This window comes from Microcoleus sp. K1-B1, assembly GCF_036704705.1.
Lineage (GTDB): Bacteria > Cyanobacteriota > Cyanobacteriia > Cyanobacteriales > Microcoleaceae > Microcoleus.
On sequence record NZ_JAUBSH010000032.1, the window covers coordinates 45,751 to 69,769 of the forward strand.

Sequence of the window (24,019 nt, forward strand, 5' to 3'; positions counted from 1 at the left end):
TCCACCATAGCTCTGCAATTGGGTTAGCGAATTTTCGATCGCAGGTTTAAGTATATTTTTATTGCTATTTTTTAATGTAACTTCATAGCGATCATTTGCAGACCTACGGTGGCATAATTACATGACGACAGGATTTGGGACTCACGGTCAATCTCAAACTCAAATGCCCTCGGCAAGAATTTCTACGACCGAAAGCAATTTGGTCACAATCCCCGAATTGATCCGTGGTCGCAATTCTTCAATCTAAAATCTAAAATCTAAAATCTTAAATCGGATGACAGTTTCTACCACACTTAAAACCGCCACTTCCCCGTTTTTGCCGCCCGCTGACTCTAGAGCTAGAGTCAGCCAATTTATGAAAACCCTACAAGACGAAATTTGTCAATCCCTCGAACAGGTCGATGGTGTTGGCAAATTTAAGGAGGACTCTTGGGAACGCTCCGAAGGCGGGGGCGGACGTTCTCGCGTCATGCGCGAAGGCAATGTTTTTGAACAAGGGGGAGTCAATTTTTCCCAAGTGTGGGGCGAAAGTTTGCCGGCTTTGATTCTGGCCAAGCACCCCGAAGCTGCAGGTCACGATTTCTATGCAACGGGTACTTCGATGGTGCTACACCCCCGCAATCCCTACTTGCCTACGGTTCACTTGAATTACCGCTATTTTGAGGCAGGCCCGATTTGGTGGTTTGGCGGTGGTGTGGATTTGACTCCTTATTACCCGTTGGCTGAGGATGCAGCTCATTTTCACAAAACTCTGAAAGCAGCTTGCGATCGCCACCATCCCGGATATTATCCGACATTTAAACTGTGGTGCGACGAATATTTCTACCTCCCCCACCGCCAAGAAACCCGCGGCGTGGGCGGCCTGTTTTTTGACTACCAAAGCGCTCAAGGCGCGCTTTACCGCGACCATCATGTCAAAGGCAAGGCCGCTGAGTGCAGCAACAACATCGGCGTGCCGGAACCGAGGACTTGGGAGTCGCTGTTCGCCTTTGTACAGGACTGCGGCCGGGCATTTTTGCCGGCTTACACCCCCATAATTGAAAAGCACCGATCGAAAGAATACGGCGAGCGCGAGCGTAATTTCCAACTTTACCGCCGCGGCCGTTACGTTGAATTTAACTTGGTGTACGATCGAGGCACGACCTTTGGTTTGCAAACCAACGGACGCACCGAATCGATTTTAATGTCCCTGCCACCTTTGGTACGCTGGGAATATTGTTACGAGCCAGAACCCAACTCTCCCGAAGCCGAACTCTACTCCAAGTTCTTAAAACCGCAAGATTGGGCGAATTGGATGCCTCAGCAGTCACCGACCTGAGTTAAACTACTGGGACAGTAACCACCGCGATAGATAATAAATTTGAGGGAAGGGTCAGTGATTCATATTGATCAAAAAACCCACACGCTTCAAGACGGTACAACAGTTATCGTCTTAGCACCGACAGGACGGTTGGACATCACTACAGCTTGGCAATTCCGCCTCAAGTTGCAAGAGTGTATTTCCAAACTTAGCCGCCATGTTGTAGTGAATCTTGGTCAGGTTAACTTTATCGATAGCTCTGGCCTGACCTCACTTGTAGCAGGTATGCGGGATGCGGATAAAGTTAAGGGAAGTTTCCGCATTTGCAATGTTCATCCCGAAGCCAAACTGGTGTTTGAAGTCACCATGATGGATTCTGTGTTTGAAATCTTTGAAACGGAAGAAGAAGCTCTAGAGGGGGTGCCGCGCGCAAGTTGACCACTCCCGCTTGCATCGGTTGCGGTGTAAGCGCAATTTAAGCTTGAGGCTCACAAAAAGCGCCGGAACCCTGCACAAGAACAGGAAGCAGGTAAATTCTTGCCAGCTTCCTTATGCTTTCTTCCTTTCTTGAGAGGTTGAGAGGTTCACCAAAACACTAAAGTAGAAGAATAGGTCAAGGTAAAGTCTTGCCTTCTATCCTAGATAGCTAAATTTTTCTTCCTTGTTTGTTGTTGCTTCTTGCTTCAAACCAATATCTCAGCAGCAAAATCCTGACGCTTGACAAATCTAAAAGGGCCCATTAAAGCTCCCCAGATAGCCTTGCCTGTCGTGGGGCTTATTCCTTTGTCGTAGCTGAGAAATTCCTCGCCTGCGGCTTCAAATCCCAAGTCTACTTGGTAATTTTGCCCCCCGTAGGCAAAGCCGCAGCGAGTGCCCTCCGGCAAGGATGCCCGAAATCGATAGCTGTTTGAGGCTAAATTTTCCACTGCAACCGACAGGGTGCAGCCGGGGAGGAGTTGGATTTGCTCCTTCGTTAGCTTTCCAAGCAAGTCGGGGTTGCAACCGGCTCCTTTGACGGCTGTAATGTCGTTAAACATATAATACTGAGCTTCAATCAGTCCTGGCGCTATCTGTGAGTGCCTCAGTTGCACGATGCGGGGGCGGTATGGCTTGTCTAATTCCAGAATGTTGGCTTGTTCGGCAAACAGGGCAATGCTGGGTTCGGAAAATAAAGGAACGGGTAGTGGTCTTTGCCACAAACGAAGATGGACGTACCACGTCGGCTCTGCTAGCGCTTGTTCCCGGTTGTCAAATTCGCCCGCCATGTATTGGGCTAAAGCTATTAATTCAGGAGAAATTGTCATGTTTGTTTGATTGTTCACGAGTAGGGTTGACAAGAAAAAGTTATTGTGATATGTAAGACCATATCAAGGCTGGGCAAGTCAGAAGATTAGATTTTTGAGCGATCCCAGCTAAGCTATGATTGTAAAGATACTGGGGTTTTTCCCTCCTATTGCGACATATTAATTGTTGCTGCCGATCGCGCGTAAAATATTTTTGATAAAATTTTGTCTCGCAATCCAGCGGCAACGCTTAAAAAACTGGCAATTTTTGTCAGCCCGATCGCAGAGAGACTCCCCCGACTTTACTCACGCCGCGCTGGCACGCCCGCTACGGCAAAATTATTTATCTATAAGACTCAGGTGAACAATAACCGTACTGTTTCAGATACTAAGCGAAGTTTCTATACGATTCACACTCGACCGATCAACTCAATTTACCGTCGAGTGGTGGAAGAGTTGATGGTAGAAATGCACTTGCTTTCGGCAAATGCCGATTTTCAATACGACCCGATTTATGCTTTGGGTGTAGTGACAGCTTTTGATAGATTCATGCTTGGGTACGCCCCAGAAGCCGACAGAGTTTCCATTTTTAACGCTTTGTGCAAGTCCCTAGAAGACGATCCAGAGCGCTACAAGCAAGACGCTGAGCGATTGGAAAGCTTGGCAGATAGACTTTCGGGGCAAGAGTTGCTCTCGTGGCTCGATCGCTCGACCAGCTTTGAAGATACAGCGGATTTGCAAGCGTCTTTAGGGGCGATCGCCAGCAACCCTCAATTTAAGTACAGCCGCTTGTTCGCGATCGGTTTGTTCTCGCTATTAGAAAAAGCTGACCCTAACTTAGTAAAAGACCAAGAAACGCGAAACGACGCGATCGCCAAAGTCAGTGCGGCCTTACACCTCCCAGAAGACAAAGTTAGCAAAGATTTAGATTTGTACCGCAGCAATTTGGAAAAAATGGCCCAAGCGCGAATAGTGCTTCAAGATGTCATCCAAGCGGAACGCAAAAAACGCGAAAAACGAGAGACAAAAGTTACCGCTGGCCCTTCTGCTGAGTCTTCTGACAGCAGCAATTAATCTTTTGAAGGAAGAAGGAAGTTCGGCAACGGATTCTATAACGGATGTAACGGATGTAATGGATGTCAGGAACAAGGAAGTTCGGCAACGGATGTAACGGATGTAACGGATGCCAGGAACAAGGAAGAAGAAGGAGTTTTTTATTTTTTAGAACAAATAAAAACTCTTAAATTTTAATTTTTTTTCTTGAATTCTGGCTTCGGCCTTGTGCCTTCAGATGTTGGTTGCTCAGAAACTAAAAATCCCGCTTTCTGAATTGAGCGGGATCTACTTAATCAAAATAGAGCTGTTGGGGTGGTACTAAGGCTGGGGTTCAAAATTAGTGGCGTTAGCTTGCAGCCAAGTGCTTAGCTGTGAAAGAACTTCGTTTCCCGAAGACTTGCCCAAAGCTGTCGGGTTTGGGGTGTCGGGCCTGTCCAAGTTGCGGGCGATCGCTGCGTTGACTTCTTTGGAAATCAAATCGTGAAGTTGCTCTTTAGCCCTAGCCCTTTGAAAGTGAGCGCCCTCTTCCGTCGTAGCGTACAGAGGTGGCAGCCTATTTAAAGCATAAGCTGCAATATCTCCCACATCCAGACTCAGGTCGCTCGTCGCCTCAATTTCTGCCACCCTAGCGATCGCATCGCTGAGTACCAACTCTTCCATCACGTTGATGAACTGTTTGCGTGGCAGAACTACAACTTCGCCAGTCAACAAAGAGCCCATCAGACGATCGAGAGCCATGTACTCTTCGATCGACAATTCCGAAGCCGTATTGCAGATCCGTCCCACCTCAGCTTCCATAGACGGCGTTAAATAGCCATCCTGCAAAGCCTGTTCAACAATTTTTTCAATACTCATATATGCGTCCCCGCTCAACGGCATCATCAATAAAGTTTTGTGAAGACGCGATTGTTAGCGTCTTGAGATTCGAGTTTTGAGAGTTGAGTTGAGAAATTTTATACAAATCCTAACTCAATACTGATAACCCATCACAGTTATCTGCACACCCTAGCCACAAACTTACCCCATAATTGACTGATAAATCCGTCAAAACCTGTAAAAACTCCTACTCAACTCCCTGAAGTCGCCAAGGTACAGGATCGACGGACTGCCCATGCACGTAAAGTCCCCAATGCAGGTGAGGGCCTGTAGAAGCCCCTGTTGACCCCACAGTACCAATTACTTGACCGGCTTTCACGACATCGCCTTCCTTGACATCAATCCGGCTGAGGTGCATCAAAATACTTGCTACGCCCTGACCGTGGTCGATACCAACCACGTTTCCGTGGATTTTGAAGCCTTGCGATTCACGTCCCACTAGAGACACGCGACCTGCTGCTGGTGCCACTACAGGGGAACCGGAAGCACCCGCGTAATCAACGCCGCGGTGGTAGTAGTCCTGAGCAAATACTCCATTATAATAACGTCGCACCCCGTAAATCGTGGTAATTTCGCCGGAGTTGGGGCGCAACAATTTGCCGTCCCAAAATTTTTCGGGTGTCACGAGTGCTTTAAATGCGTCTACGCGATCGAATTCAGCATCTGTACCTTCCTCGTCTTTCCCAGGCGGTAGCCAGATGGATTGAGTGGGAAAATTTCGATCGCGCACTTGGAGACTCAAGTTCTGCACTTGTCCGTCACCTGCGACTTGGATTTGGCGAGCACCGGGTTTCTCTAGCGGCGTCGTCGGCAGCAGGGCCCGAAAGCGGCCGTTGCCGATGGGAAACGCGGGGTAGTTTTTTTGCTGTAGAGAAACTGTTGGAGTTTCCCCGCCGTTACCCTCAACCTGAATCATTATTGACAGCGTATCTCCCAGTTGGGGATTGGTCGGCGTCACAACTACCTGCAAAGCTTGTACCGGCAGGGCAAAACTCAGAAGGCCAGCAACAATTCCCCCGATCGAACTAGCGGTTAGCTGGTTTGCTTTCAACTGCCCCCACCGCAAAATCCGACCCGTAACTATTTCCGCACTTAGCCCGCCGTTGCCTCGATTCACAGTCATTACCATCACTAGCAGTCCTTAACCTTTCTCTCGCTGATATATTTTTAACTATCTAGACTAACTCTAGCAATCCGCAATAAAAATTTCTGTATAGCAATCCTCGCATCAGTTTCAATAACTGGTTAACTGGTTCCCAAGCTCTGCCTGGGAAGCGATGTAAGCGAGGCTCTGCCTCGGCCCAGACTATGGAGGCTCTTCCTCCGGATATGCGTTACCAGGAAGAGCCTGGTAACGAGTATAATCATTTAGGATTGCTATAGTGCGGGGAGGAAAGCCCGCTTCAGCCAGACGCTCACACTACCGTTTCCATTACAAATTTAGCTAAACAGACGGGAATCCCCACACTATATCGCTTCGATTAGTGTGGGATGAAAGGCGCGTCAGGTGAGGATTCCACCCGTCAAGCAATTCAAAACTATGTTTTGAGCGGTGGGCGGGTGGATGACGAGACAAGCAAATTCTTTATTCAACGGGTCTATTTTGTCCTTCAATATACTTTTTTAATTGCTCCACAGTCACGCCACCACAGGAGACAATAAAATATCCATTCGTCCAGAAAACATCCTTCCAGTAGACTTTTTCAACTTCAGTCACAAACTCTTTCCGCAAGTACCGACTAGATACAGTCTTGAGGTTGTTTATAAGTTTGCTTGGCTCAGTTTGCGGAGTGTACTGAAGTAGTAAATGTACGTGGTCGCGTTCACCATTGAATTCTACCAATCTTCCTTCCCACTTTTCCATGAGATCCTTAAAAATCTCCTCAAGTCTTGTCAGCATTAAATCCGTCAGAACTTTCCGTCGATACTTGGTGGTCAACACTAAATGACACTTGAGGTCGGAAACCCCTCTGGCTTTATGGATAAAATCTTGACTCATACCATTGACACTAAATAACTTGTTCTGGTACAGTAACACTAATTGATATGTACTGACTACGCTCTAATATTGACAAAGGAATGAGAACTTCTTACCAGTATCGATTACGTCCAACAAAGTTACAAGCCATTGAAATTGACAGATGGCTGTCAATGTTATGTGCACAGTACAATTATTTGTTGGCTGATCGATTCAATTGGTACGAGCAAAACTGTTCTCCCATCAATGCGTGTCCGCTAGTTTGCCACTTACCTCAACTGCGCGACAACCCACAATACTACGATCAAAAAAAGACGTTACCTCAACTCAAAAAAACTCACCCTTGGTATGCAGAGATTTACTCTCAAGTCCTTCAAGATGTAGTTAAGCGAGTCAAGGTAACTTTTGATCGTTTTGTAAAAGGTGATAGCAGTGGAAAGCGTAGCGGTAGACCTCGATTTAAACCACGCAGTCGTTATCGCACGTTTACTTATCCTCAAGTTAAAGATGGCTGTTTACAGAAAAACTTAATCAACTTGCCGATGCTCGGAAAAGTTAAAGTTGTTTTGCACCGTTCCATACCTGATGGATTCAATATCAAAACCGTCTCTATTACCAAAAAAGCTGATGGGTATTATGTAACTCTCAGCTTGGAAGATTCAACAGTCCCTGAAGTTAAACCGGATTTTAATTCAAACAAGATTACTGGAATTGATGTTGGGCTGAAGAATTTTTTGACAACATCAGAAGGCGAGACTGTGGCAATTCCTCAACATTACCGCAAGGCCGGGAAACGTCTGCGGGTAATTCAGAAGCGAGTCTCGCGTCGCAAGACAAGCAGCAACCGAAGACAGAAAGCAGTTAAGCAACTGGGAAGATGTCACAAGAAAGTAGCAGACAAGCGTAAAGACTTTCACTTCAAGACCGCTAACGAGCTGTTGAAAAAATATGATGTTGTTGCGGTTGAAGACTTGAATGTTAAAGGACTTGCTCGTACAAAATTAGCTAAATCTGTGTTGGATGCTGGGTGGTCAAGCTTTCTGTCGATTCTAACAAATAAAGCTGTAAATGCTGGTTTGTTGGTAATCCCAGTAAGTGCCTACAATACTTCACAAGATTGCTCTAGTTGCGGCGAAAAAGTACCGAAAAAGCTGCATGAAAGATGGCATGACTGCCCCCATTGTGGGTGTAGTCTTGACCGCGATCATAATGCAGCTATCGTAATCAGGAATAGGGCGGTGGGTCATCCCGTCATTAAAGCTCAGTCAATGTCCGAAGCAATAGCTGGAGTCGCTGAGAAGCCTACACCATACTGTACTCAGTTGGTGTAGGAGTATGTCACGAGAACCCAAGTTTCAACAGAAACACTCTTCATGTCTAAGCGGATGGGATTATATTTTATCAGTCCTAGCTACTGTTACATAACTTTTAACAATTGCTATTAGTTATAGTTCACGGCGCTACAACAAAATTATTTTTAATTCCTCTGCTGTTAAATCACTTCTTTCTTGGCAGTTTATTTTCGGATAACCTTGCTAAAACTCTCTAGTTATTGTAGCCTACTTTTGAGTAAATAGTATTAATTCCCAATTTTTCAATCTCACATCTAAAATGGTAGAAGATAAAAATTGAGAATTGCTATAATCTGATTACCTAAATTTACAGAGATTCAAAGGTAGCGGTGAAACCATTTAAGGTCAAGCATTCTTCCATAAATTCCTCTACCTCATTGACATCCTCAAGCTGATACTCCATGATGCGTTGAGCATCACCTTTCATCTTTTTGGAAGAAAGAGGTGTGGCAGGATATTTGGCAGCGATCGCTTTGAAAGCTTTGGAATGGGTATCCCAGCTTGCAGCAGAACATTTTATGATTAAAAGCCACATGATTAAATTCCTCCTTGGGTTTGGTTGACTAATAGTCTGACACGAGTAAAAGTTAGAGCGATAGTGCCGAAAAATCAAGGGATTCTGTGGTTTGGAAAAAGGCTAAAAGCCGAGCCACTATGTGAGCGACACCACCCTTAACATTAGACTCAACATTCAAAGGCATCACCGGATCATGGAGTGATAAGCGTAACAGAAACCAGCCAGATTCGCTAGCTGACGTGCAGGAAATTCGCAGGCCTTCGTAGTTATTAGGAACGATTTTCCAGTCTGCTTGCGTTGAGACAAATTGTTGCAGTTGTTCAATAACCCGATCGCCGTGAGCCTTGAAATCATCCACACCAATTTTAATCCGAAATTCTGCACTTTCTTCGGGTTCTTTTAAATTCGCAATTAAATCTGGCAAAGATTGATTTGCTAGCTTTGACTTAGCCAATTCAATCAATAATTTGCTGACCAAATAAGCGCCATCATCCAGAAAGTAATTTTCTTTCAAAGCTCCATGTCCAGAGGTTTCAATCGCCAGCCATGATTCCTGTCCGGCTTCATTGAGGCGAATCGACTCGTCAATCACATTTTTGTAGCCACGTTTAAAGCGATGGTGAATTCCTTTTAAATCTTGTTCGATGAATTGTGTCAAGCCATCGGAGGTGATAGAATCGGTGACAATGGTAGAGCCTGGGTGTTCTTGTAATATAATGGCAGAAATCAAGGCAATTAAGCGATTGCGATTGAGTTCCTTGCCAACTTGATCGACGGCCGCACTGCGATCGACATCGGTATCAAAAATAATCCCAAAATCAGCTTGATGTTCAATTACCGCTTGACAAATTGACTGCATTGCCTGTTTATCTTCGGGATTTGGCACATGATTGGGGAAAGTACCATCGGGTTCTAAAAACTGACTGCCCGTGGTATCTGCACCTAAAGGTTTTAAGACTTTATCAACATAAAACCCGCCAGCACCATTGCCCGCATCCACAACAATTTTTAATCCTGTTAGTGGTTCCTCAAAATTATCTGGGTGATTGACTGCTTCCCGAATATTTTTGACAAATTGGTTAGCATAAACAGAGATGAAATCATGCTTGGCAATGTTACCGGGCGATGCGGCTGGTTGGAAGCTATTGTTTTGGGCTAGTGTTAAGATATCTGTAATATCCTGTTTTTGTAACCCACCTTTGGCTGTGAAAAACTTTAAGCCGTTGCGATTAAATGGCAAATGGCTAGCAGTGAGCATAATCGCGCCGTCGCAATCAAAACCAGGGGTAATGGTACTCATAAACATGGCGGGGGTTGAGGCCATGTCAAAGTCGTACACTGTTGCACCAAGTGAGGCGATTCCCTCCATGACAGCTTGCATTAAGGTTGGCCCAGATAGGCGACTGTCACGCCCGATCGCGATCGTTAATTCTGCCGCTGATTTCTTGACTTTTTGCACCAACCAACTCACAAAGGATTTACCTAAGATTGTCGCAATTTCCGGCGTTAGGTTGACTTTTTCATTGGGAACGCCTTCGAGGGCGATACCGCGAATGTCTGATCCATTTTGAAGTTTTGTCCAGTTGAAGTTTTGCATAATAATTGATGGTAAGTAAAAAGATCGGAGTCGGCGGTTGAAACCGATCATACAAAGTTTTGTCTGTGGCTAGACGGTTCGACTCAGCTTAGCCGAACGTCTTTCGCGGACTAAGAAATAAACCGGGGACAAATTTTGGATTTGGTATTATTAGTCATTAGGGTGACAGAGTTTTTCAATTCAATCAGCTAGTCGGCATTTAAGTTGTATTTAAAGAAACAATCCCAGTCTTGTGGTTGGGATTTGAGCAACGCCCAAAATATCCAATTGAAATGTTGAACCGCTGACTGAGAATTTTGACCCCATCACCGCTAAGATTAAGCTCTAATTCCTTAGTCGTGTTCAACGCTGTAAATGGCCTGCAAGCGGAACTCACCATGAGGGGGAACTTCCACAATATCTGTAGCTGCATTGGTCGTTTCTACGCAGAGTAAACGCTGATAATCTGCATCATCAAGGTCGGCCATATTTTCAGAAATTGTCACCCAGGGATTCCACACTACGACGGATTTACTACCAGAGGATTTAATGCGAATCCGACGATTTAGGGCGCTATCGTCAATGACTAATTCCTTGGTGACATCGAGATAAATGCGATCGACTTCACCTGTTACTACCACTGCACCCACTTGAGTTTTTTCGACACCACCATCCGCTTTATCAAGATACTGGCTATTTTCTAAACCTAAAACCTGCACGCGGTTGATATCGCCGACTTGGAAATAGGTGTGGAAAGCTTGGGTGAGGGGAAATGCTTTGTCGCCTAGATTGCGGGTGATTAATTCTACAGTGAGGCTGGTGCCGATCGTAATTGCGATCGCCAGTTCAAAGGCTTGGGGCCAAATTGCTCTAGTTTCATCGCTATCCTTGAGTCCGAGAGTGACTTTGGTGGCGCCGTCGGGGGTTGTGGCGGTTTCTAGCACATTCCAGAGGCGATTCCGCACAAACCCATGACTCGGACGCCCCAAGGCTTCGGGATCTGGGCCAAACCAGGGCCAACAGATGGGTATACCGCCTTTGATGGCTTTCCCTTCGGCGTAGTAAGCTTTGTCGCTGACGAACATCAAGTCTGTGGTTTCGGCGGCGGGTTGAAAGGAGAGAACTTGACCGGAATACACAGAAATTAAGGCTTTGGCTTGGCCGTTGTCGATGTGAATCATCGGGAAACCACCGTTTCCCGTGGCGAAGGTGAGGTGGCCGGCAATGCCGTAGTCTGTGTTTAATTGGTCAATACTCATGCTGTTAGCTTGGTTAATTGCTTTACAATTATCCGATATTATGGTTGCTAGATTGATTAGATTGTTGGGTTGGACGGGGAAGGTGCGATCGACACCACGATACTCTCACAGAAACGAATTGGGAGTGCCAAGTGATCGCGAGGCGATGTGCGATCGAACCCACCGACACACCTTGCTGAGTTATTCGTAATCAACCCGATCGCGTTTAGTCGCGAGATCGGTGAGGATGGGATTCCCTGATGGCCAGCTTCGGGCCAAACTATGAATCAGCAGCAACGGCTTACCTGTGCAACCTCGAATGTAGTGCATTTCACCAGCCATTCGGTCTCCAGTTCAGCCGTTAGGTTAAATTCAGTTGAGTCGATCGACTCTCATGCGTCCTACTTCAAACCTCCTCACGAGTCGGACGGATGATAATTTCGTTAACATCCACATCCCCCGGTTGATCGATGGCATAGGCGATCGCCCGGGCGATCGCATCCGCATCAATGGCGACTGAATATACTTGACTCACCCATGATGTCATATCACCATGAGTGATTGTACTGGTCAACTCAGTCGCAACCGCACCGGGTGAAATGTTGGTAGAACGAATTTTTTGACGGTTTGACTCCCGCTGCAGCCCTTCAGTCGCAACCGCACCGGGTGAAATGATGGTAGAACGAATTTCACCGTTTGACTCCAGCCGCAGCCCTTCGGAAATTGCTCGCACTGCATACTTGGTAGCACAGTAAACTGCCGCCCCCGGAAATACTTGATGGCCTCCAATAGACGACAAGTTGATTACGTGCCCCGACTTCTGTTGGCGCATAGTCGGCAGCACCGCAGCAATGCCGTAAAGCACGCCTTTAAGGTTGACATCAATTATTTGATCCCACTCATCGACCTTCATCTGGTCAATGGGAGACATTGGCATTAAACCCGCATTATTGACCAGAACATCAATTTGTCCATAGGTTTCCAAGGTTGCGTCAGCCAATGCTTGCACCTGGGCGCGATCGGCAACATCGGTGACTCGATAAGCAACGGTGCCACCTGTTTTTTCGATTACAGCCACCAAGTCCTTAAGTCTATCTTCACGGCGAGCAGCAAGCATCAGTTTGGCTCCGCTGGCGCCTAAACGACGAGCAGTGGCTTCCCCTATACCGCTACTTGCTCCAGTAATGATGACAACCTTGTTTTGAATCTCAGACATCTTTACTCCTGTTAAGGAATGAAAAATCAATAACTTGCACCATTAAACCCCAGAAGCATTGATCCAAGGTAAACTATTGCTCTATTACTCACCTTATTTATTTTTCATTCCTTAGTTCATTATCGGCTCACCTAAAACCGATCGCAAATCCGCTTAATTACCAAGCGCGATCGTATTGAATTGGAGTCGGCACCGACTGACGTAGTTGCTTCGCAGCCCGCATCGGCCAATAAGGATCGCGCAGCATTTCTCTGGCAAGTAATACCATATCTGCTTGACCTGTACGGATGATGTGGTCAGCCTGCGCGGGTGCAGTAATCATACCAACGGCTCCGGTGGCGATGTTGGCTTCGCGTCGAATGCGATCGGCAAAAATAGTTTGATAACCTGCACCCGTCGGAATCTTTTCACCCGGTACAATTGCGCCTGATGAACAATCCATTAAATCAACGCCCAGTGACTTTAATTTATCGCTGAGTGCAATACTTTGTTCAATGTCCCAACCATTTGGAACCCAATCGGTTGCAGAGATGCGAACCCAAAGCGGTGTTTGATCCGGCAAAACATTTCGCACCGCTTGTACAACTTCACATAAAAACCGGATGCGATGCTCAAAACTGCCACCATAGTCATCAGTCCGTTGATTGCTCAAGGGAGACATAAATTCATGGAGTAGATAGCCGTGAGCCGCATGAATCTCGATTACGTCAAATCCGGCTTCGAGGGCGCGTTGAGCTGCCTTGACAAAGGATGCGGTCAACTTTTGAATGTCTTCGATACTCAGAGCAATCGGGGCGGGGCTATCGGGTTCAAATGGAATGGCGCTGGGGGCGATCGAAGTCCATCCTGCTTGAGATTCCGAAAGCACATCGCCGCCCTCCCACGGAGGTGCTGTACTGGCTTTTCGACCTGCATGAGCAAGTTGAATTCCTGCAACCGCACCGTTGCGGTGAATTAACTCGACGATTCGCGCCAACATTTCAATGTGAGCATCGTCCCAGATTCCCAAATCTTGCGGCGTAATTCGTCCTTCAGGCTCGACTGCCGCTGCTTCAGTCATCACCATCCCTGCCCCTCCTACGGCTCGACTGACGAGATGAACCAGATGCCAATCATTGGCGAATCCATCAACGCTTGAATATTGACACATGGGAGAAACTGCAATGCGATTTCGGAAGGTAACGCCACGTTGATCGAATGGCTCAAATAAATGCGACATGGTTGTAAATGCGTGAGTTATAAAATGCACAGATGTCAAGTACAGACTTTCTTCACATTGGGAAGTTGACTGACCTCATTCCACCAATTCCGCAGCCTTGAAATTTGCGCGATCGTTGCTTCGTACTCTGCGGTCTGGGATAGGTAGGTGAAGATCAGAATTAGGTAGAAATCCGCAATGCTCAGTTCGTCACCGAGCTAATACGGGTGTCCTACAGTTAGGGAGTCGATCGCCTCTAGTGCAGTCTTTACAGGTGCGACGGCAGCTTTGTCCAACCTACATCCCGAATGGACAAGTCATTTTGAGGTATCAAGAGCAACGACAAAATTACTTGTCTAAAACCTAAATCTTTATTGTTAGCAAAACCGGGGATTACTAGAAAAAGACACAAAAGTGCCTGAGTAATTATCCACTATATCGGCTCAATCCGCAAGCAGGGTTTGAATAAATGAAAACGATTTTAACTAATCCTTTTTACCGATCGCCGATCGGTGAACATATACCATGATAAAACCGCTCAATACAAAAAAGTAATCAACACCGCTCCACCCAGCCTGAAATAAATTTAAAAAAAGTAACTTGATTTAATCTCTCGGCGCTCATCTCGTTGAGGTGAAACATTACCACTAATACCGCCGCAATCCCTCGATCAACTTGCCAGAGGTTAAGCTTTTTGTGAGGATTTGAACTCTGTGCAATGAAAAAATACCTTAGTCGAGGGTGGCCGTTGTGCTTGTTCCTCAACTACTGTCAACCCACTAAACATAGTCAACACATTAGACACTATAATATAACTTTATACTTTTTTCATAAACTTGTGCAAGAAGACTTCCGACTGATCGTTGACTTAGTTCTAGTTCTCGCTGCTGCCGCTGCAGGAGGACTCTTTGCATCGCTATTGCGACAGCCGGTAATTCTCGGCTATCTCCTGGGAGGGATCGTAGTTGGGCCGGCCGGTTTGGGGCTGATTAAAGAATTAATTCAGGTAGACACCCTGGCTGAATTCGGGGTTGCTTTTCTGTTATTTGCCTTGGGAGTGGAATTTTCTTTCGCCGAACTCCAGAAAGTTAAAACCATTAGTTTGGGCGGGGGGGGCTTGCAAATTGTGCTGACGATCGCCATTACTACTGCAATTTCCTTGGCTGTAGGCTGGGTAGAATCGCCCGCCCAAGGCGTGTTTTTAGGATCGATTCTGTCACTTTCCTCTACCGCAGTCGTACTGAAATGCTTGATGGAGCGCAATGAATCCGGTACTTCCCACGGTCAAGTCATGCTGGGAATATTAGTAGTTCAAGATTTGGCTTTGGGGCTAATGCTAGCAGTTTTGCCGGCACTCAATCAGCCAGCAGAAGAGATCGGCATGACGGTAGCGTGGGCCCTGCTGCGGATCGGGTTATTTGCGATCGGTGCTGTAGTCGCGGGCATTTGGCTTGTACCGCAGTTGCTGCGATACCTCGCGCAAACAGAAAGCCGGGAACTGTTTTTGCTGGGAGTTGTGGTTTTGGCTTTAGGGATTGCGCTACTGACAGAATATTTGGGTTTTTCGATCGAGATGGGCGCATTTGTGGCGGGTTTAATGATTTCGGAGGTGGAATATGCAGACCAAACTCTAACTTATGTCGAGCCTTTGCGAGATATTTTTGCATCTTTATTTTTTGTCACCATCGGAATGTTAATTGACCCGGTGTTTCTGTGGAACCATCTCGAAGTAATTCTGGGACTGGTATTTATAGTATTTGTCGGCAAATTCTTGATTATAACGCCGATCGTCCGACTATTTGGCTATCCGCTAAAAACAGCATTAATCACAGGTTTGGGCTTAGCTCAAATAGGAGAATTCTCCTTTGTACTCGCTAGTGCCGGCCAAGCTATGGGGCTGGTTTCGCGGAACGTTTACCTGTTAATTTTAGGAACGACAGCAGTCACCCTGGTGCTAACTCCGTTTGTATTGAGAAGCGTGCCGCAGTTATTGAAATGGGCGGAAAATTTCGGGCCTTTGCAGCGCTATTTTGACGAAACATCTCAACCTGTGGCAATAGCTGAAAGTTTGCCGGAACAAAATTATGTTGTGGTTTGCGGCTACGGGCGAGTCGGCAGAATTTTAGTCAAAATGCTGCAAAGCCGCAACTGTTCAGTTGTGGTAATTGATGAGTCAGAAAGTAGAATTCAAGATTGCAGAATGCAAGGAATTCCTTACATTTACGGGAATGCTGCCAGCTTGCACGTATTGGAAGCCGCGCGGGTGGAACGGGCAAAAGCAATGGCGATCGCCCTTCCCGATCCCATGAGCACTCGCTTGTGTCTGAAGCGGGCTTTAGAATTAGTCCCGGATTTGGATATTGTGGTGTGCGCGAACCAAGATAAAGACATCGAATTGCTTTATCAATTGGGGGCGTGGGAAGTTGTGCAGCCGGAGTTTGAGGCGAGTTTAGAACTCTCTTCCCACTTGCTGGCTGGCATGGGGCTCTCCGCAATGGCGATCGGGCGAGATGTGCAGCAAATTCGCAGCAGCCGCTATCTGGAATTGCGGCCACCGCGCGAACCTTTGGCTGTTTCGCGGGATTTGAAAGTGGCGGTTCGAGATATGAACAGCGAGTGGTACAACTTGCCGTCAGGTTCTCCCATCGCCAGCATGACTCTGGAAGAAACTAACTTGCGGCAGTTGACAGGGGTCAGCGTGATGGCGATCGTCCGCGAGAATGGCGAGGAAATTGATTATCCCAACGGCAAGACAGCTTTGCAGTCGGGCGATCGACTTTTTGTAGTGGGAGAACCGGAAGAACTCATCAGTTTTGAGTTGCTGGCGAAGGGGGAAGTTGCAGTTCCGCAGGGCGACAGTTCTTGCCAGTGGCTGAGGCTGCCAGCAAACAGCCCTTGGGCGGGCAAAAAACTGTCAGAGGTAGATGTGCTAACCCAGTACGGGGTGCAGGTGCGGGCGATCCGCCGGGAAGGGAAATTTACTCGCTGGCCGGACGGAACTAGCAATTTGCAAGAAGGCGATCGTTTGCTGCTGTGCGGCGGCTTCTACGAGCTCGGCTTGATGCAGCGGACGGCTTCACCGCGAGTGCCACAACCTGCTTTAAAGCTGCCTTTTGTCGCCACCCAAGTCAGTGAAAAGCTGTTTAGCGATTAGTCAGTTGGCAGTTGACTGTTGACTGTTGACGGTTGACTGTTGACGGTTGACAGTTGACGGTTGACAGTTGACTGTGGTGAGCTTTCAAGCCAACAGTCAACTCTCAACAGTCAACAATGCCCCATGCCCCATGCCCCATGCCCCATGCCCCATGCCCCACTCTTACCCGTTGGGTTTGAGATAAGCAATTGCTGGCCGCGAGATCAGAATTTGTGTTTCTGACGGATCGACGAGGCAAATGCAGCTATTATCCTGCCAAAAAATTCTGCCCGCTAGTGAGTCGCCGGTCAGGAGTTTGATCTCCACCTGTTGTTTGTCTTTGATGTAGCTTTGTATTAAGCGAACGCTGGGCAATCCGGTTTCAAATTCAGACATAGTTCAGAAAAATATAGTCAAATATTACCTTAAACCATATTCTTCTGTTTATACCGTTTAACCGTTACTGCCGCACTTACAAGCGCGTCTACTCGATGAGGGAGAAACCCCTTGGCAGTTACTTTTCGACGAATATTCATTGAACCCTTGACATCAGCATTAATTAGATATCGCTGGGTAGTTATAAATATTATATTTGTTTATCTTTCACTAGAAAGGACTATAAATTGCAGAAAGTTTTATAATACTGGGAAATGGGTAATTTGGTCATCAAATTATCTAATCAGTTTTAACCAAAAGAGGTTTGTTTTTATGCCGATCGAGTTTGCGAAGTATCACGGACTGGGAAATGATTTTATTCTGATTGACAACCGCCACTCGTCAGAACCGGTGATCACGCCAGAACAAGCTGTGGATTTGTGCGATCGACATTTCGGGATTGGCGCAGACGGTGTGATATTTGCTCTTCCGGGTCAAAATGACACTGACTATACGATGCGGATTTTTAACTCCGACGGTTCTGAACCGGAAATGTGCGGCAACGGAATTCGCTGTTTGGCTAAGTTTATCGCCGATTTGGAAGGGTCAGAGGCGAAAACTCAGTACCGCATCCACACTCTGGCTGGTGTGATTACCCCGGAATTGCGATCGGACGGTCAGGTGAAGGTGGATATGGGGGTTCCCCGGCTGCTGGCTGCGGAAATTCCGACAACTTTGGCCGCACCGGATGCCAAAGTTATTGATGTGCCGATCGAAGTTGCTGATAAATCTTGGTCTGTTACCTGCGTCAGTATGGGCAATCCTCACTGCATTACTTTTGTAGAGGATGTTGCGGCGATTGCTTTAGAAACTGTCGGGCCTCAATTCGAGCACCACAAAGCCTTCCCGCAGCGTACCAATACGGAATTTATTCAAGTGGTACGTTCAGACTATGTAAAAATGCGGGTGTGGGAAAGAGGCGCGGGTGTTACTCTAGCTTGTGGGACTGGTGCTTGTGCTGCTGTGGTAGCTGGGGTGTTGGTAGGAAAGTGCGATCGGGCAACTGCTGTTGAACTCCCCGGCGGCGTTTTGGAAATCGAATGGGCAGAAGTTTCTGGGCGGATTTACATGACCGGGCCGGCACAGCGAGTATTTACTGGTTGTATGAGTGATTAGTCATTAGTTATTAGTCATTAGTTATTAGTCATCAGTCACTGGTCAGAAGGAATTTTTGGTTGAATTAACAAACAAGAAAAATTATTGACTTCAAAATTTTTCTTGAATTCTGACCAATGCCTTCCGCCTTCATAAGTTATTGGCTGCGGACTGAAGACTGAAGACTAATAACTAAGCCTGAAATCTAAAATCTAAAATCTAAAATCTAAAATCTAAAATTAAGTAGGTGGGCTGGGATGGCTGGAGGTATTTATCTGATTCAGGATGACGACAGGCTGGTAGAAATGATGGAACAGCCCTACGACTCGGAAGACCAGTTACAAGAGTTGCTGGTAACTTATCCTAATTTGATCGCGGGAGACCAAATCGATCGGGCGACGGCGCGGAGGTGGCTGTTAATTTCGCGGGAAGCTGCACCCAGCGATGAGGAAACAGCGGTGCAGTGGTCGCTGGATCATTTGTTTCTCGACCAAAATGCAGTTCCTACTTTGGTGGATGTCCGGCGAACTCCTAATGCCGAACTGCGGCAAAAAGTGTTGGGTCAGTCGATCGACTATGCTGCTAATGCGTTGGTTTACTGGCCGGTCGATTCCATTATTGCTCTGTTTGAAGCTAATTGTCGCGATCGGGGTCGCGATCCTGAACAGATTTTTGAAGAGTTTCTCGGTGCAAATGCTAATGAAGAGACGTTTTGGCAGAAGGTTAAAACTAATTTGCAAGCGGGTAAAGTTCGCTTAGTGTTTGTAGCTGACGAGATTTCCGCTGAAATGCGCCGAGTTGTGGAATTTCTCAACGAACAAATGGACCCGGTTGAAGTTTTGGCCCTGGAAATTAAGCAGTATGTAAGTGAAGATGGTCTCAGAACTTTGGTTCCCAGAGTCATTGGTCAGACAGCGGAAGCACAGCAGAAAAAATCCAGCGCAACGCGCGAAAGAAGGCGCTGGGATGAATCTTCATTTTTTGCGGAAATCAAAGCTAGACGAGGCGCGGACGAGGCGCAAATGGCAAAAGCTATTTACCTGTGGGCAAAAAGTCAAGAACCCGAAGTTCAAATCCACTGGGGAACGGGGGATGCCTACGGCGGTTTCGCCGCTCAATTGCCTCAAAAGGGAAGAAAACCCTATCAGTTATTCACTGTAGATATTGCTGGTCGAATGGAAATTTCTGCTGATAATTACGGTTCTCAGCCACCGTTTAATGCGGAACAAAAGTGGCTGGAATTGAGAAGTAAGCTGAGTGCGATCGGTCTGTCGCTGCCTATAGAACCGGGTGAGAGAAGGTCGCCGAGTCTGGCTTTGTTTACTTTGCAAGACGAATCTGCACTGAAGCAAGTTATGGAAACTTTTGATTGGGTGATTGAGCAAATTAAAACGTTATAGTCATTAGTCAGTAGTCATTAGTCAGTAGTCCTGGGTAGTTAATAATTGGTTACGATCGCCAACAAATAACACATAACCAATAACAACTAACAACCCACAAATAACCAATAACAACTAATAACCCACAAATAACCAATAACAACTGACTAATGACTACTGACTAATGACTATTGATAGCGAATATTAGCTTGTTTCAAGCGCCGCAATGCTTCTCCCAGTCGATCGCAATCTGCAATTAAACTAATTCTCACATATCCTTCGCCGCCCGGCCCAAAAGCATTGCCAGGAGTCACCACAACACCCGTTTGCTGCAAAACATTGAGGGCAAAATCAGTCGAACTCATGCCGCGAGTGCAGGGAACCCAAAGATACATTGCAGCCAGAGGTTTAGGAATATTCCACCCTAATTCTGCCAATCCTTCCACCATGAAATCCCGGCGAGTCCTGTAACGATTCTGCACTTCGTGCAAGTAACTATCCGGCAATTGCAGTGCTGTTTCTGCTGCTGTTTGCAATGCGGAAAATATACCGTAATCTAGGTTAGTTTTTAATGTCCGCAAACCTTGAATAATTTTGCTATTTCCTACTACAAAACCGACGCGCCAGCCGGCCATATTGTAGGTTTTGGACATGGTGTGAAATTCGACCCCGATTTCTTTACCGCCGGGAATTTCTAATAAACTTGTCGGTTGATAGCCGTCAAAGGCTAATTCCGCATAACACAAATCGTGAACCAGCAAGATTTGATGTTTGTGTGCGAAAGCCACAATATCTTTGTAAAATTCGCGGGGTGCAGTTGCTCCAGTCGGATTGCTGGGATAATTAAAGTAGAGTATTTTGGCTTGTTCGGCTACGCTGTCGGGAATGTCGGCTAAGTCAATTACCCAGTCATTTTCTGGTTTGAGGATGATGTTGTGAACTTTTGCACCGGCGATAATTGGGCCGCGAAATAATACGGGATAAGCGGGACTCGGTACTAATATTACGTCCCCTGGATTGATATAGGCGATCGCAAAATGTGCTAAACCTTCTTTAGAACCCAACAAAGGCAATGCTTCGCTTTCTGGATCGAGTTCAACGTTGTAGCGACGGCTGTACCATTTAGTAATAGTACGGCGGAAACTGGCAGTTCCTTCAAAGGGTGGATAGCCGTGATTTGCAGAATTTTGGATGGCTGCGACAGCCGCTTCTACTACTGGTTGAGGAGTGGCCCCGTCGGGGTTTCCCATTCCTAAGTCTATTAAATCGAGTCCTTGTTCGCGGGCGCGGGCTTTGAGTTCGTCGAGACGGGCAAATACGTAGGGCGGTAGTTTTTGCAACCTGTCAGCAGGGCTAATCCAATCCAAGGTCATTTATTTTGTGTCAGTTGTCAGTTTTCCTGGTTTGTAGTAAGGACTTCCGTCCTTGCTAGCACAGCCTTTTCAGGACTTTAGTCCTTACTACAAACTGTTTTAATTCTTAATCTTTAATTCTCCCACAGGTGCGGTGGTAGAAACCATCGCTGCCATTAATTGTTGGGGAACAACTTTAAAAGGTAGTCTGTGGATATCGGAATTAGGATTGCAGGCTATGTCGGCGGCGCGCTGCAATTCTGTGATGGTAATGTCTCCGAGTCCGAGGTTGTCTAAAGTTTGGGGTAATCCAATCTCGGCGTAGAATTTTAGCAGTTGCTGTCTGGCGCTAGCGGCGAGTTGATTGTTTTGCAGCATTTCTTCTAGTCGCAGTTGTACTAAAATGCCGTAAGCGACTTTTTCGCCGTGCAATGTGCCGTGACTTGCTAATAGATGAGTTAGGCCGTTGTGGACGGCGTGGGCGGCGACGGTGCGGCATTGGGCACCGCCAATCCCACCGATTACTCCTGCTAGCAATACGGCTGCATCTGTGACTTCTTGCCAGGTTTCGCTACCGGGTTCTTTGAGGGCGGCGGCTGATTTTTGGAATAAAATATCGCGCAGTATTCTAGCTTGTTGGACTGCGGAAATTATCAGGGTTTGTTCGGAGTGTCCGCTGCTGACTGAGGCTTCGTACCATTTGGCGATCGCATCTCCAATTCCTGCTACTAATGTCCGCTGCGGTGCAGTTTGAATTAAGCCGTAGTCTAGTATTAATAAATCGGGACATCTGGCTAATGTGACATCGTATTGGAATGCACCTTGTTCTGAATAAATGTTAGAAAGGGCTGTCCAAGCGGCACAGGTGGCTGCTGATGTGGGTATGGTGACGATCGGGATTTTGCACTGATGGGCGACGAGTTTGGCTGCGTCTAAGGCTTTGCCGCCGCCGACACCGATGATGAAGTCGGCTTGATGGGTTTGGGCTGCTTGGCGGAGGGTTTCGAGGCTGGTTTCGCTGCAATCCTTGCCGTATGCTGTTTCGGCGGATTTTAACTGCTGCTGTTCGAGGATTGGTTGCAGGTAGGGTTGGGCGGCGGCGAGGGAGTTGCTGCCGCCGACGATTAGCGGCCGCTTTCCGAAACGGGCGATCGCATCTCCGGCTTGTGCGATCGCCGATCGACCCCGCAATACACAGGCGGGAGCAATTGTCAAGGAATAAATTGCAGTTGGGGTGGCGGTTTTAGTGCTTTGGGTTTGAGTCATCGAACCACTGGATAAGTGACGAGAAGGTTGACGCTTTGCAGGATTGCTGGATTTTATAGGATAACTCTAACCCATGTTGGGCGATCGGGTAAGTTTTGTAAAGTTTTTATTAAGTATTGTGCGGGGTTGGGGCATGGGAGAGGGGAGTTGAGGGGCGATTCGGTATAGACTCATATGAAGCTCCAATTGCATTCATGCGATCGTGCTTCACGAATATATCTGCGTTTATCTGCGTTTATCTGCCTGAATCTGCGGTAGATCTATCGATATCAAATTCACTCTAAAGATATTTAGTTCTAGAGACAAATGAATAATAAAGAACCTTGGCTTGCCGTTAATTTGTCTAGACTTCTGCCAGGTATCGGACAGATTTATGCTGGAAAGCCTCTCAAGGGATACATCATTTTATTGAGTTCTTTCCTCTTATTTGGAATCGGAGGTTGGTTCATCCTTAGTTCTCCGGGTAATGTTATAGTCGGCATTGTCATCTTAGCGATCGCAGGGCTAATATTACCAATTTGGAATTTATTTGATGCTTACCATTCAGCAAGAAGTGGGAATTCTACAGAGTTTGAAGTTGCTCGAAAGCAAAGCAAAGATGCCTGGTTGGCTGTTTTTTGGTCTGGATTTGTTCCTGGGCTATGCCATGTTTATCTCAAGCAATGGTTATCTAGCATGATTTTTTTCGCTGTTTTTATTGCGGTTGCGATCGCAGCAGCTTCAAAAAATCCGACGATCGCTCTGCTTGCAGGGCTATCGCAAACTGCATTAGTTTTGATTGCTTTCTACCATGTTTATGTTTCTGCTCCCGTGCGGCGAGAGCGATCGCGTCGGACAGTGATGCTATTTATCGCAGGATTTATCAGTATCTCAGTTGTGCTTTCTGCAATTTTAGCGATCGCGATCCGACAATTTATAGCTGAAGCACGATACATTGCTTCAGGTTCGATGCAGCCTACTTTACAAATAAATGATCGACTGATAATTAACAAACTGGCTTATCGATTTCGCGCACCCGAACGGGGTGACATTGTTATATTTTCGCCTACAGAAGCTTTGCAGAGGGAAAATGTCCGCGATGCCTTTATTCAGCGCATTATTGGACTACCGGGCGATAAAGTCGAAGTTAAATCTGGGCAGGTATACATCAACGATCTGCCATTGGATGAAACTTATATCAGCGATCGACCAAAATATCAATGGGGGCCGCAGATAGTTGCACCTAATTCTTATTTTGTTTTGGGCGATAACCGCAATAACAGTTATGACAGCAGCTATTGGGGTTTTGTACCGCGCGAAAACATCATTGGGAAGGCAACTCAACGATATTATCCGTTCGATCGCGCTGGTTCGATCGCAGGCAAATAACGAGTTTGAACAAAGAGCTTTAGAATTGAGGCTTAACATACAAATCCCAGACTCGTTTCACTTCTGCTGCATCCGGTTGAGAAATTTGCCCAATTTTCCCTAGCAACAAGAACTTTTCCAGACAATCTAATCTAGACAAACGTACTGTAGTCATCATAAAGTCCTTCGTCTTCGGGTACGTAGCCTTTCAAAAAAGCGTCGTGGCTGCGAGTGTAACATTTCTCAATTAAATACTCCTCGCCATCGAGTACCGAAAACTCGGTTAATTCAGGATATGTCAAAAAATCTTCCGCTGTAGCAGGTATAAATGGTGCTAGTATTTTACTGTAGTTTAGACTAAAAAATCAGTGCAGCTAAAAGTAGCAGCCTTTTAGCAGAAGGCAAGCTGTTGCTCAAAAACT

General features: G+C 46.5%; 24 protein-coding genes. 9 read left to right on the forward strand and 15 right to left on the reverse strand.

Annotated features, from left to right (window positions below; translation table 11 throughout):
* Positions 1-274 precede the first annotated feature (274 nt).
* Both hemF and QUA83_RS14265 read left to right on the forward strand, forming a co-directional pair.
* Positions 275-1,318, forward strand: coding sequence for an oxygen-dependent coproporphyrinogen oxidase (gene hemF / locus QUA83_RS14260; protein WP_333293756.1), 1,044 nt, complete (start codon positions 275-277; stop codon positions 1,316-1,318).
* A gap of 57 nt (positions 1,319-1,375) precedes the next feature.
* On the forward strand, positions 1,376-1,738 hold the full coding sequence (locus QUA83_RS14265) for an STAS domain-containing protein (RefSeq protein WP_006631392.1): 363 nt from the start codon (positions 1,376-1,378) through the stop codon (positions 1,736-1,738).
* A 245-nt stretch (positions 1,739-1,983) separates the two neighbouring features.
* On the opposite strand, the gene QUA83_RS14270 is transcribed toward QUA83_RS14265, so the two are convergent.
* Complete coding sequence (locus QUA83_RS14270; RefSeq protein ID WP_333293757.1) at positions 1,984-2,604, reverse strand: chromophore lyase CpcT/CpeT; 621 nt, start codon at positions 2,602-2,604, stop codon at positions 1,984-1,986.
* A 339-nt stretch (positions 2,605-2,943) separates the two neighbouring features.
* Between QUA83_RS14270 and psb29 the strand changes: the two genes are divergently transcribed.
* Positions 2,944-3,657, forward strand: a complete 714-nt coding sequence (gene psb29 / locus QUA83_RS14275; RefSeq protein ID WP_333293776.1) for a photosystem II biogenesis protein Psp29 — start codon at positions 2,944-2,946, stop codon at positions 3,655-3,657.
* 300 nt (positions 3,658-3,957) lie between these two features.
* On the opposite strand, the gene QUA83_RS14280 is transcribed toward psb29, so the two are convergent.
* The 3 genes from QUA83_RS14280 to tnpA all read right to left on the reverse strand — a co-directional run bounded on the left by QUA83_RS14280 (position 3,958) and on the right by tnpA (position 6,514).
* Positions 3,958-4,494: a late competence development ComFB family protein gene (locus tag QUA83_RS14280; RefSeq protein WP_006631395.1), complete on the reverse strand. Its 537-nt coding sequence runs from the start codon at positions 4,492-4,494 to the stop codon at positions 3,958-3,960.
* Positions 4,495-4,702: 208 nt separating this feature from the next.
* Complete coding sequence (locus tag QUA83_RS14285; protein ID WP_333293758.1) at positions 4,703-5,644, reverse strand: M23 family metallopeptidase; 942 nt, start codon at positions 5,642-5,644, stop codon at positions 4,703-4,705.
* Between the two features lie 456 nt (positions 5,645-6,100).
* Positions 6,101-6,514 (reverse strand): IS200/IS605 family transposase, encoded by a 414-nt coding sequence (gene tnpA, locus QUA83_RS14290; RefSeq protein ID WP_333293759.1) that lies wholly within the window; start codon positions 6,512-6,514, stop codon positions 6,101-6,103.
* A gap of 80 nt (positions 6,515-6,594) precedes the next feature.
* Between tnpA and QUA83_RS14295 the strand changes: the two genes are divergently transcribed.
* The gene (locus tag QUA83_RS14295; RefSeq protein ID WP_333293760.1) at positions 6,595-7,824 is read left to right on the forward strand and encodes a transposase; all 1,230 of its coding nucleotides are present in this window, start codon (positions 6,595-6,597) and stop codon (positions 7,822-7,824) included.
* Between the two features lie 328 nt (positions 7,825-8,152).
* On the opposite strand, the gene QUA83_RS14300 is transcribed toward QUA83_RS14295, so the two are convergent.
* The 3 genes from QUA83_RS14300 to QUA83_RS14310 all read right to left on the reverse strand — a co-directional run bounded on the left by QUA83_RS14300 (position 8,153) and on the right by QUA83_RS14310 (position 11,197).
* Positions 8,153-8,380, reverse strand: a complete 228-nt coding sequence (locus QUA83_RS14300; protein WP_333293761.1) for a hypothetical protein — start codon at positions 8,378-8,380, stop codon at positions 8,153-8,155.
* Positions 8,381-8,432: 52 nt separating this feature from the next.
* Positions 8,433-9,959 (reverse strand): phosphomannomutase/phosphoglucomutase, encoded by a 1,527-nt coding sequence (locus tag QUA83_RS14305; protein WP_333293762.1) that lies wholly within the window; start codon positions 9,957-9,959, stop codon positions 8,433-8,435.
* Between the two features lie 332 nt (positions 9,960-10,291).
* Positions 10,292-11,197 (reverse strand): D-hexose-6-phosphate mutarotase, encoded by a 906-nt coding sequence (locus QUA83_RS14310; RefSeq protein ID WP_333293763.1) that lies wholly within the window; start codon positions 11,195-11,197, stop codon positions 10,292-10,294.
* Here QUA83_RS14310 and QUA83_RS14315 point away from each other — a divergent pair.
* Entirely contained in the window at positions 11,196-11,387 is a 192-nt protein-coding gene (locus tag QUA83_RS14315; RefSeq protein WP_333293764.1) for a hypothetical protein, read from the forward strand. The genes QUA83_RS14310 and QUA83_RS14315 overlap by 2 nt on opposite strands.
* Here QUA83_RS14315 and QUA83_RS14320 read toward each other — a convergent pair.
* From QUA83_RS14320 to QUA83_RS30580, 4 genes are all read right to left on the reverse strand, one after another.
* Positions 11,378-11,518 carry a hypothetical protein gene (locus tag QUA83_RS14320; protein ID WP_333293765.1) on the reverse strand — a complete coding sequence of 47 codons (141 nt, stop codon included), beginning with the start codon at positions 11,516-11,518 and terminating at the stop codon, positions 11,378-11,380. The two genes, QUA83_RS14315 and QUA83_RS14320, sit on opposite strands and share 10 nt — an antisense overlap.
* A 64-nt stretch (positions 11,519-11,582) precedes the next feature.
* Positions 11,583-12,392: an SDR family oxidoreductase gene (locus QUA83_RS14325; protein ID WP_333293766.1), complete on the reverse strand. Its 810-nt coding sequence runs from the start codon at positions 12,390-12,392 to the stop codon at positions 11,583-11,585.
* A 157-nt stretch (positions 12,393-12,549) separates the two neighbouring features.
* Positions 12,550-13,611: an NADH:flavin oxidoreductase/NADH oxidase gene (locus QUA83_RS14330; RefSeq protein ID WP_333293767.1), complete on the reverse strand. Its 1,062-nt coding sequence runs from the start codon at positions 13,609-13,611 to the stop codon at positions 12,550-12,552.
* A gap of 35 nt (positions 13,612-13,646) precedes the next feature.
* A complete protein-coding gene (locus tag QUA83_RS30580; protein ID WP_445301779.1) occupies positions 13,647-13,796 on the reverse strand; it encodes a hypothetical protein in 150 nt (49 codons plus the stop codon).
* Positions 13,797-14,428: 632 nt separating this feature from the next.
* Between QUA83_RS30580 and QUA83_RS14335 the strand changes: the two genes are divergently transcribed.
* Positions 14,429-16,744: a cation:proton antiporter gene (locus QUA83_RS14335; RefSeq protein WP_333293768.1), complete on the forward strand. Its 2,316-nt coding sequence runs from the start codon at positions 14,429-14,431 to the stop codon at positions 16,742-16,744.
* Positions 16,745-16,906: 162 nt separating this feature from the next.
* Here the strand turns inward: QUA83_RS14335 and QUA83_RS14340 are convergent, their stop codons facing one another.
* Positions 16,907-17,119, reverse strand: coding sequence for an Hfq-related RNA-binding protein (locus QUA83_RS14340; RefSeq protein ID WP_333293769.1), 213 nt, complete (start codon positions 17,117-17,119; stop codon positions 16,907-16,909).
* Between the two features lie 312 nt (positions 17,120-17,431).
* Between QUA83_RS14340 and dapF the strand changes: the two genes are divergently transcribed.
* On the forward strand, positions 17,432-18,274 hold the full coding sequence (gene dapF / locus QUA83_RS14345; protein ID WP_333293770.1) for a diaminopimelate epimerase: 843 nt from the start codon (positions 17,432-17,434) through the stop codon (positions 18,272-18,274).
* A gap of 236 nt (positions 18,275-18,510) precedes the next feature.
* Complete coding sequence (locus QUA83_RS14350; protein WP_333293771.1) at positions 18,511-19,653, forward strand: hypothetical protein; 1,143 nt, start codon at positions 18,511-18,513, stop codon at positions 19,651-19,653.
* A gap of 167 nt (positions 19,654-19,820) precedes the next feature.
* Here the strand turns inward: QUA83_RS14350 and QUA83_RS14355 are convergent, their stop codons facing one another.
* Positions 19,821-21,005 (reverse strand): aspartate aminotransferase, encoded by a 1,185-nt coding sequence (locus QUA83_RS14355; protein WP_333293772.1) that lies wholly within the window; start codon positions 21,003-21,005, stop codon positions 19,821-19,823.
* 99 nt (positions 21,006-21,104) lie between these two features.
* Entirely contained in the window at positions 21,105-22,250 is a 1,146-nt protein-coding gene (locus QUA83_RS14360) for an iron-containing alcohol dehydrogenase family protein (RefSeq protein ID WP_333293773.1), read from the reverse strand.
* A 306-nt stretch (positions 22,251-22,556) separates the two neighbouring features.
* On the opposite strand from QUA83_RS14360, the gene lepB reads away from it, so the two are divergent.
* Positions 22,557-23,618, forward strand: a complete 1,062-nt coding sequence (gene lepB / locus QUA83_RS14365; RefSeq protein ID WP_333293774.1) for a signal peptidase I — start codon at positions 22,557-22,559, stop codon at positions 23,616-23,618.
* 131 nt (positions 23,619-23,749) lie between these two features.
* On the opposite strand, the gene QUA83_RS14370 is transcribed toward lepB, so the two are convergent.
* Entirely contained in the window at positions 23,750-23,899 is a 150-nt protein-coding gene (locus QUA83_RS14370) for a hypothetical protein (RefSeq protein ID WP_333293775.1), read from the reverse strand.
* Positions 23,900-24,019 lie beyond the last annotated feature (120 nt).

Coding starts and splice junctions, on each gene's coding strand:
- hemF (WP_333293756.1), top strand. CDS start 275: ATGACAGTTTCTACCACACTTAAAACCGCCACTTCCCCGTTTTTGCCG.
- QUA83_RS14270 (WP_333293757.1), bottom strand. CDS start 2,604: ATGACAATTTCTCCTGAATTAATAGCTTTAGCCCAATACATGGCGGGC.
- QUA83_RS14280 (WP_006631395.1), bottom strand. CDS start 4,494: ATGAGTATTGAAAAAATTGTTGAACAGGCTTTGCAGGATGGCTATTTA.
- QUA83_RS14285 (WP_333293758.1), bottom strand. CDS start 5,644: ATGGTAATGACTGTGAATCGAGGCAACGGCGGGCTAAGTGCGGAAATA.
- tnpA (WP_333293759.1), bottom strand. CDS start 6,514: ATGAGTCAAGATTTTATCCATAAAGCCAGAGGGGTTTCCGACCTCAAG.
- QUA83_RS14295 (WP_333293760.1), top strand. CDS start 6,595: ATGAGAACTTCTTACCAGTATCGATTACGTCCAACAAAGTTACAAGCC.
- QUA83_RS14300 (WP_333293761.1), bottom strand. CDS start 8,380: ATGTGGCTTTTAATCATAAAATGTTCTGCTGCAAGCTGGGATACCCAT.
- QUA83_RS14305 (WP_333293762.1), bottom strand. CDS start 9,959: ATGCAAAACTTCAACTGGACAAAACTTCAAAATGGATCAGACATTCGC.
- QUA83_RS14315 (WP_333293764.1), top strand. CDS start 11,196: ATGCTGTTAGCTTGGTTAATTGCTTTACAATTATCCGATATTATGGTT.
- QUA83_RS14310 (WP_333293763.1), bottom strand. CDS start 11,197: ATGAGTATTGACCAATTAAACACAGACTACGGCATTGCCGGCCACCTC.
- QUA83_RS14320 (WP_333293765.1), bottom strand. CDS start 11,518: ATGGCTGGTGAAATGCACTACATTCGAGGTTGCACAGGTAAGCCGTTG.
- QUA83_RS14325 (WP_333293766.1), bottom strand. CDS start 12,392: ATGTCTGAGATTCAAAACAAGGTTGTCATCATTACTGGAGCAAGTAGC.
- QUA83_RS14330 (WP_333293767.1), bottom strand. CDS start 13,611: ATGTCGCATTTATTTGAGCCATTCGATCAACGTGGCGTTACCTTCCGA.
- QUA83_RS14340 (WP_333293769.1), bottom strand. CDS start 17,119: ATGTCTGAATTTGAAACCGGATTGCCCAGCGTTCGCTTAATACAAAGC.
- dapF (WP_333293770.1), top strand. CDS start 17,432: ATGCCGATCGAGTTTGCGAAGTATCACGGACTGGGAAATGATTTTATT.
- QUA83_RS14350 (WP_333293771.1), top strand. CDS start 18,511: ATGGCTGGAGGTATTTATCTGATTCAGGATGACGACAGGCTGGTAGAA.
- QUA83_RS14355 (WP_333293772.1), bottom strand. CDS start 21,005: ATGACCTTGGATTGGATTAGCCCTGCTGACAGGTTGCAAAAACTACCG.
- QUA83_RS14360 (WP_333293773.1), bottom strand. CDS start 22,250: ATGACTCAAACCCAAAGCACTAAAACCGCCACCCCAACTGCAATTTAT.
- lepB (WP_333293774.1), top strand. CDS start 22,557: ATGAATAATAAAGAACCTTGGCTTGCCGTTAATTTGTCTAGACTTCTG.